This is a genomic window from Micromonospora sp. NPDC049580 (assembly GCF_040675595.1).
Taxonomy (GTDB): domain Bacteria; phylum Actinomycetota; class Actinomycetes; order Mycobacteriales; family Micromonosporaceae; genus Micromonospora.
This window is the reverse complement of the sequence record NZ_JBFAPG010000357.1, coordinates 1-6684: the sequence shown is the minus strand read 5'-3', so window position 1 is coordinate 6684 and position 6684 is coordinate 1. Positions and strand designations below refer to the sequence as shown.

General features: G+C 73.2%; 7 protein-coding genes. 3 read left to right on the top strand and 4 right to left on the bottom strand.

Features of this window, described 5'->3' with window-relative positions:
- Positions 1–29: 29 nt before the first annotated feature.
- The 3 genes from AB0J68_RS23795 to AB0J68_RS23785 all read right to left on the bottom strand — a co-directional run bounded on the left by AB0J68_RS23795 (position 30) and on the right by AB0J68_RS23785 (position 2730).
- Positions 30–1448, bottom strand: coding sequence for a cellulose binding domain-containing protein (locus tag AB0J68_RS23795; protein WP_363940517.1), 1419 nt, complete (start codon positions 1446–1448; stop codon positions 30–32).
- Positions 1449–1581: 133 nt separating this feature from the next.
- Positions 1582–2337, bottom strand: a complete 756-nt coding sequence (locus tag AB0J68_RS23790) for a membrane protein insertase YidC (RefSeq protein ID WP_363940516.1) — start codon at positions 2335–2337, stop codon at positions 1582–1584.
- 99 nt (positions 2338–2436) lie between these two features.
- A complete protein-coding gene (locus AB0J68_RS23785; protein WP_354860455.1) occupies positions 2437–2730 on the bottom strand; it encodes a DUF6412 domain-containing protein in 294 nt (97 codons plus the stop codon).
- A 208-nt stretch (positions 2731–2938) separates the two neighbouring features.
- Here AB0J68_RS23785 and AB0J68_RS23780 point away from each other — a divergent pair, with 208 nt between their 5' ends.
- From AB0J68_RS23780 to AB0J68_RS23770, 3 genes are all read left to right on the top strand, one after another.
- Positions 2939–4075 (top strand): glutamate--cysteine ligase, encoded by a 1137-nt coding sequence (locus tag AB0J68_RS23780; protein ID WP_363940515.1) that lies wholly within the window; start codon positions 2939–2941, stop codon positions 4073–4075.
- A gap of 24 nt (positions 4076–4099) precedes the next feature.
- A complete protein-coding gene (locus tag AB0J68_RS23775; protein ID WP_363940514.1) occupies positions 4100–5479 on the top strand; it encodes an FAD-dependent oxidoreductase in 1380 nt (459 codons plus the stop codon).
- Between the two features lie 72 nt (positions 5480–5551).
- The gene (locus tag AB0J68_RS23770) at positions 5552–6520 is read left to right on the top strand and encodes a LacI family DNA-binding transcriptional regulator (RefSeq protein ID WP_354860480.1); all 969 of its coding nucleotides are present in this window, start codon (positions 5552–5554) and stop codon (positions 6518–6520) included.
- Here AB0J68_RS23770 and AB0J68_RS23765 read toward each other — a convergent pair.
- A partial coding sequence (locus AB0J68_RS23765) for a hypothetical protein (RefSeq protein ID WP_363940513.1) occupies positions 6500–6684 on the bottom strand: 185 nt, incomplete at its 5' end. The two genes, AB0J68_RS23770 and AB0J68_RS23765, sit on opposite strands and share 21 nt — an antisense overlap.

The following is a 6684-nucleotide window of genomic DNA, read 5'->3' as shown; positions in this document are numbered from 1 at the left end:
GCCGACGCCGGTACGGGCGTCGGCGCCGCTCAGGGCAGGGTGTCCAGGTGCGGGGCCACCGTGCGGGCGAAACCGTTGCCGTTGCTGACGTCCCAGTTCACCGACCAGGTCATCGCTCCTCGGATGCCGGGGTAGGTGCGCGGCGGCCGGAAGCTGCCGCAGTTGGTGCCCCGGGCCAGACAGTCCAGCGCGGCGTTGACCACGCTGGGCGCGACGATGCCGCCACCGGCCGCGCCCGGTCCGGCGGGCAGGCCGAGGCCGACCTGGTCGGGGCGCAACCCGGCCTCCAGTTGGATGCAGGCCAGCGCGACGATGAAGTTCACAGTGCCCTGGGCGTACGCGGCGTTCTGGTCGCAGCCGAGCATCGCCCCGGAGTTGTAGAACTGGGTGTTGACGACTGTGAGGATGTCCTTGATGTCGAGCGCCAGCTTGAAGTAGCCGCCGGCCGGGTTCTGCATGTCGATGGTCTGCGGCGCCATCGCGATGATCAGACCCGACCCGACCTTGGCCCGCAGCGCGCGCAGCGCCTGCGCCATGTACGTCGGGTTGAGCCCGTTCTCCAGGTCGATGTCGATCCCGTCGAAGCCGTAGCGGGCGATCAGCGCGGCGGCCGTGTCGGCGAAGACGGTGGCCGAGGCGGCGTCGTTGACCGTGACCCGCCCGGCCTCGCCGCCGACGGAGAGGATGACCCGTTGGCCGCGGCTGTGCAGGGTACGCACATCGGCGGTGAAGTCCGCGTCGGTGTACCCGCCCAGCGCGGCGGCGAGCCCGGGGTCGATGCCGAAGGTGAGCGCGCCGGGCGTCGTGGTCGCCTCGGCGAACGCGGCGGCGACCAGGTCGTACTCGATGGGGACGTCGCGCAGCCGCAGCTCGACGGCGGGGTTGTCGAAGTTGTGCCAGTAGCCGGTGAGCAGGTGCTTCGGCAGCCCGCCGGTGGGCGGTGGGGTCGTCGGGGGTGGGGTCGTCGGGGGTGCGGTGGTCGGTGGCGGGGTGGTCGGCGGCGCCGTGGTCGGCGGAGGCGTGGTCGGCGGAGGCGTGGTCGGTGGGGTGCCGCCGCCGCAGGGCGCCCCGTTCAGCTGGCAGCCGCTCGGCGAGCCGGAGCCGCTGGCCAGGAAGCCGAAGGAGACCGAGGCGCCCGGGGCGATGGTGCCGTTCCAGGACCGGTTGGTGAAGGTGTGCCGCTGCCCGGCGGAGGTGAGCAGAGCGTCCCAGTAGCTGCCCAGGGTGGTGCCGGCCGGCAGGTCGAAGGCGAGGCTCCACCCATTGATGGTCGAGCCTCCGCCGTTGGTGATGGTGTACTTCCCCTCCCAGCCGGAGCCCCACTCGGCGGTCTTGACGAAGCTGGCGGTGGCGCCGGCCGCGAGCGCGGGCAGCGCGACCCAGACCGCGCCGAGCGTCGCGGCGAGCGCGGTGACCAGGGACAGGACAAGGGATCTGGCAGGCTTCATGCGGCCCTCCACGCCCGACCGGGCATCCATGGACGTCAACGTTGCCGCTAATTATTAAGACAGTTAACTGTTTCTGTCCAGGGGTGCCGGGCAACGGGAGGGCCCCGGCGGTCACCAGGGCCCTCCCGGGCCGTCAGCGGTGGGAGTTGTCGGCGGCCGACGGGGCGGCCTGGGGACGGCGCAGCACCGCCTGCTCCAGCGCCGACCAGGCGGTCGTCGTCACCAGGTAGATCACTGCCGCGAGCGGCAGCACCAGCGCCACCAGCACGGTCGTGAACGGCAGCAGGGGCAGCAGCCGGCCGAGCGTGGCGGCGCCCGGCCCCTCGGTGGGCGTACCGGCCACCGTGCCGACCGCCGCCGACGCCCGGCGTGCCCGCCGCGACGACCACCAGGCCAGCATCAGCAGCGCGACAAGCAGGACGACGAAGAGCGGCCCGGCCGCCCCGGTCAACCCGTCGCTCACGTGATGACCCAACGGCACCCCGGCCAGCCGTTCGTCCAGCAGCCCCGTGCCGCCCTCGTCGGTGGCGAACAGCCGGTACAGCACCAGCAGGAACGGCGCCTGGAGCAGCAACGGCAGGCAGCCGGCGACCGGGTTCGCGCCGGCCGAGCGGTACAGCGCGAACACCTCGCGCTGGAGGGTCGCCGGGTCCTCGGCGTACCGCTGCTGGAGATCGCGCACCCGGGGGGCGAGCGCCGCGCGGCGCCGTTCCCCGCGGACCTGCGCGACGGTCAGCGGTGCGATGAGCAACCGGACGGCGATGGTGAGCAGCACGATGGCGACGACGGTCGCCGTGCCATCGGCCAACGGTTCGAGCAGATCGGTGAGCCAGGACAACGCGGTGCCGGCGGCGCCGACAACGTCGTGCAGTGGTGCGAAAGCGAGCATGGGAAACCCCTCGGTCCGATTCCGGTGGGTCCTCCCCCGGCGGTGGCCGCCGGCGCGACGGACCGGTGACGGTGGGATCGGCCGCGCGGCGGTGTGGCGCTACGCGGCGAAGGGGCGTCCGGGTGCGCGGGGGCGAGGTCGTCCGGCGGCGTCCGGGTCGATCTGGCGGGGAACCCGGCGACCTCGGGCGCGGGCGCGTAGCCCGGCCCAGCGTCGTGCGACGCCCGTTGCCCCCGCGTGGGCGGGCACGTGCGCGGCGAGCAGCGCGGCGAACAGGACCAGGGCGGTCAGGGCGGCCCCCGCCAGCAGGTCGGCCGGGCGGTCCGCCAGCATGGTGAGCTGGGCGAACGCGGACATCCACGCGACCCAGAGGAAACCCAGCGGCACCGGCACGGGCTCAGCATAGGACCGGCTGTCACGCCGCCCGGCCGAATCGAGATCGCCCCGACCGGCTGATCCGCGCGGCACCACGCGCCAGTTGTGGCCGACACGCGCGGGCAGCGCGCCGTCCCACGTTTCCGGGCGTTGCCACTGTGGGTAACCAAGCGGCCGACCGACGCGGACGGACCCGCGAGAGGCAGAAACGGACGGTGGTGTCGCGATGACGGGCCAGCTGGCGGAGGCACCCGGCGGGACGACCGCGGGGACCGATGTGCTCACCGTGGGTGTCGAGGAGGAGTTTCTGCTCGTCGACCCGCACACCGGAGCCGCGGTGCCCGCAGTGGACCTGGTGCTGGAGCAGGTGCCGGCGGAACTGCGCGGTCAGGTGGAGCGCGAGTTCCAGACCAGCCAGATCGAGATCGGCAGTCCACCCGGCCTTGAGCTGTCCTCGATCCGGCACTCCCTCGGCGTACTGCGTAAGGCCCTCGCCGACGCGGCCGAGCGGGCCGGCGTACGACTGCTGGCCATCGGCACCGGCCCGGTGGACGGCCCGGTGCCGCCGGTGGTCGACAGGCCCCGCTTCGACCGGATGATCGAACGTTTCCGGCTGCTCGTTCCCGGCCCCGGCAACAACGGCATGCACGTGCACGTGGGCGTCCCCGATCCGGAGACCGGCGTGCAGGTGCTCAACCACGTCCGGCCGTGGCTGCCGATGCTGCACGCCATCACCACCAACTCGCCGTTCGCCGGCGGCGAGGACACCGGCTACGCGAGCTGGCGCTCGGTGGAGTGGGAGCGCTGGCCGTCGGTGGCGCCGACGCCCTGGTTGGAGTCGCACGAGCACTACCAGCGGCTGATCCGTCAGTTGATCTCCAGCGGGGTGATGCTCGACGAGGGGATGCTCTACTGGTACGCCAGGCTGTCGGCGAAGTACCCGACCGTGGAGCTGCGGATCGGCGACGTCTGCCCGACGGTGGACGATGCGGTGCTGGTCGCCGCGCTGGTCCGGGCACTCGTGGCCACCGCCATGGCCGACGTCGAGGCCGGCCGGCCGGCCCTGCGCACGGACCACCACCTGCTGGTCGGCGCGCACTGGAGGGCCGCCCACGACGGCCTGGAGGGCGACGGCGTCGACGTCACCACCGGCGAGCTGCGCCCGGCCTGGGAGCTGCTGGACCGGTTCGTGGAGCGGGTGCGGCCGGCGTTGGAGCAGCACGGCGACTGGGCGGAGGTGTCCGACCTGTTGGGCGGGCTGCGCCGCCACGGCACCGGCGCGGCCCGGCAGCGTGCCGTGTACGCCCGTACCGGACGGCTCGTCGACGTGGTGCAGGACGTGGCGCGACAGACCCGCGGCTGAACACGCCCGTGACAGGATGATCCCGTGGCGCAACGACTGATCGTCATCGGCGGGGATGCCGCCGGCATGTCGGCGGCATCCCAGGCGCGACGCCGCCGCGGTCGTGACGACCTGGAGATCGTGGTCTTCGAGCGCGGTCACTTCACCTCCTACTCGTCGTGCGGCATCCCGTACTGGATCAGCGGGGTGGTGTCCGCCCCGGAGGAGCTGATCACGCGGACGCCGGAGACGTTCCGCACGCAGTTCGCCATGGACGTGCGGATGCGGCACGAGGTGACGGCCATCGACCTCGAACGGCGCGAGGTGGTCGCCCGGGACCTGGAGGGCGGCGGCGAGGTCCGCGAGCGCTTCGACGACCTGGTGTACGCCGCGGGCGCGGTGCCGGTGCAGCCACCGTGGGCGGACACCGACGCGGGCGGCGTGTTCGGGATGCAGACCCTCGACGACGGTGCGGCCCTGCGCGCCTGGCTGGACGCCGAGCCGCGGCCGCGCCGGGCCGTGGTGATCGGTGGCGGGTACATCGGCGTCGAGATGGCCGAGGCGCTGATCGAGCGCGGCCTCGCGGTGACCCTGATCGAGGCGAGCGAACAGCCCATGGCGACGGTCGACGGCGACATGGCCGAACTCGTCGCCGAGGCCATGCGCGGCCTCGGCGTCACGATCCGCACCAGCCTGCGGGTGACCGGCCTGGAGCAGCGGGACGGCCGGGTGTCCGCCGTGGTCACGGCCGAGGGGCCGATGCCGACCGACGTGGTCGTCCTGGGTCTGGGCGTACGCGCGAACACCGCGCTCGCCACGGCTGCCGGCTTTCCGATCGGGCCGACGGGTGGCATCCGGGTGGACCGCCGGATGCGGGTGCCGGGGCTGCCCGGGGTCTGGGCCGCGGGCGACGCCGTCGAGACGCTGCACCGGGTCAGCGGAATGCCGGTGCACGTGCCGCTGGGCACGCACGCCAACAAGCAGGGCCGGGCGGCCGGCATCAACATCGGCGGCGGGTACGCGACCTTCCCAGGCGTGATCGGCACGGCGGTGACCAAGGTCTGCGACCTGGAGGTGGGTCGCACGGGCCTGCGCGAGTCCGAGGCCGAGGCGGCCGGCTTCGAGTTCGTCTCGGTGGTCGCCGAGTCGACCAACCGGGCCGGCTACTACCCCGGCGCGCGGATGATGACCGTCAAGCTGATCGCCGAGCGACCCAGCGGCCGGCTGCTCGGCGCGCAGATCGTCGGCTGGTCCGAGGCGGCCAAACGGATCGACACGTTGGCCGTGGCACTGTGGAACGGCATGACGGTGGATGACATGACCGCGCTCGACCTCGGCTACGCTCCGCCGTACGCGCCGGTCTGGGATCCGGTGCTGATCGCCGCCCGAAAGGCGGTCGACGCGCTCGCCGCTCTCGACCGCTGACCCGCGCCCGCCGTGGAGGACCACCCCGTGACCCAGACTCCGACCAGGTCGGCCGCCCGCCGACGTCCGACCATGGTCGATGTCGCCCGGCACGCCGGGGTCAGCCTGAAGACGGTCTCCCGGGTGGTCAACGACGAGCCGGTGGGGCAGGAGCTGCTCGGCCGTGTGCTGGCCGCCATCGCCGAGCTGGGTTTCCGGCGCAACGACATCGCGCGCAACCTGCGCTCGCGGCAGCTCAACGCCACCGTCGGGCTGCTGATCGAGGAGATCGCCAACCCGTTCTACGCCACCATCGCGAGCGTCGCCGCCGAGATCGCCGCCGCGCACGGCACCATGTTGATCACCGCTTCCTCGGAGGAGGACCCGGAGCGGGAACGCGCCGTCCTCCAGGACTTCACCCAGCGTCGGGTCGACGGGCTGCTGGTGGTGCCGGCCGGTCCCGACCACTCGTTCCTGCGCCGCGAGGTCGAGCTGGGCATGCCGGTGGTCTTCCTGGACCGGCCGCCGCAGGGACTGGTCGCGGACGCCGTGCTGCTGGACAACCGAGGTGGCGGCCGGGCCGGGGTCGGCGCACTGCTCGACGAGGGGCACCGGCGGGTGGGTCTCCTGCTCGGCGCGCCGAGCGTCCCCACCATGCGTGAGCGGCTGGTCGGCGCGCGGGCCGCGCTGGCGGCGGCCGGAGTCGAGCCGGACGACTCGCTGGTCCGCGACCGCCTGATCGCTCCCGAGGACGCCGGCCGGGCGGTCGCCGCGCTGCTCGACCTTCCCGACCCGCCCACCGCGTTCTTCTGCGGCAACAACCGGCTCACCGTCGGCGCCCTCGCCGAGCTGCACCGCCGGGGCAGCGACGCGGCGTTGGTCGGCTTCGACGACTTCGAGCTGGCCCACCTGATGCCCCGGCCGTTGACGGTCGTCGGGTACGACACGCGGGAGCTGGCCCGCGTGGCGACGGAGCGCCTGTTCGAACGCATAGCCGGCGACGACTCCCCGCCGTCGACGACGGTCCTCCCCACCCGCCTCCTACACCGAGGCCTCTCCTAACCAACCCACCCCCGGGGCGATCATGGACTTGTGGTGCCTCGCGTATGCCGCGAAGTGGTGGTAAACGCACCGGTAGTCCTGGTAGTAGAGGGCGTCCTCGTACAGCGAGTTGGTCGCGACGACCGCGACGCCCAGGCTGGTCCGGGCGGACTGCAGGGCGAGCA

What these genes read in the sequence shown, in the direction of transcription:
- AB0J68_RS23795 (WP_363940517.1), bottom strand. Translation starts at nt 1,448, where the DNA reads ATGAAGCCTGCCAGATCCCTTGTCCTGTCCCTGGTCACCGCGCTCGCC.
- AB0J68_RS23790 (WP_363940516.1), bottom strand. Translation starts at nt 2,337, where the DNA reads ATGCTCGCTTTCGCACCACTGCACGACGTTGTCGGCGCCGCCGGCACC.
- AB0J68_RS23780 (WP_363940515.1), top strand. Translation starts at nt 2,939, where the DNA reads ATGACGGGCCAGCTGGCGGAGGCACCCGGCGGGACGACCGCGGGGACC.
- AB0J68_RS23770 (WP_354860480.1), top strand. Translation starts at nt 5,552, where the DNA reads ATGGTCGATGTCGCCCGGCACGCCGGGGTCAGCCTGAAGACGGTCTCC.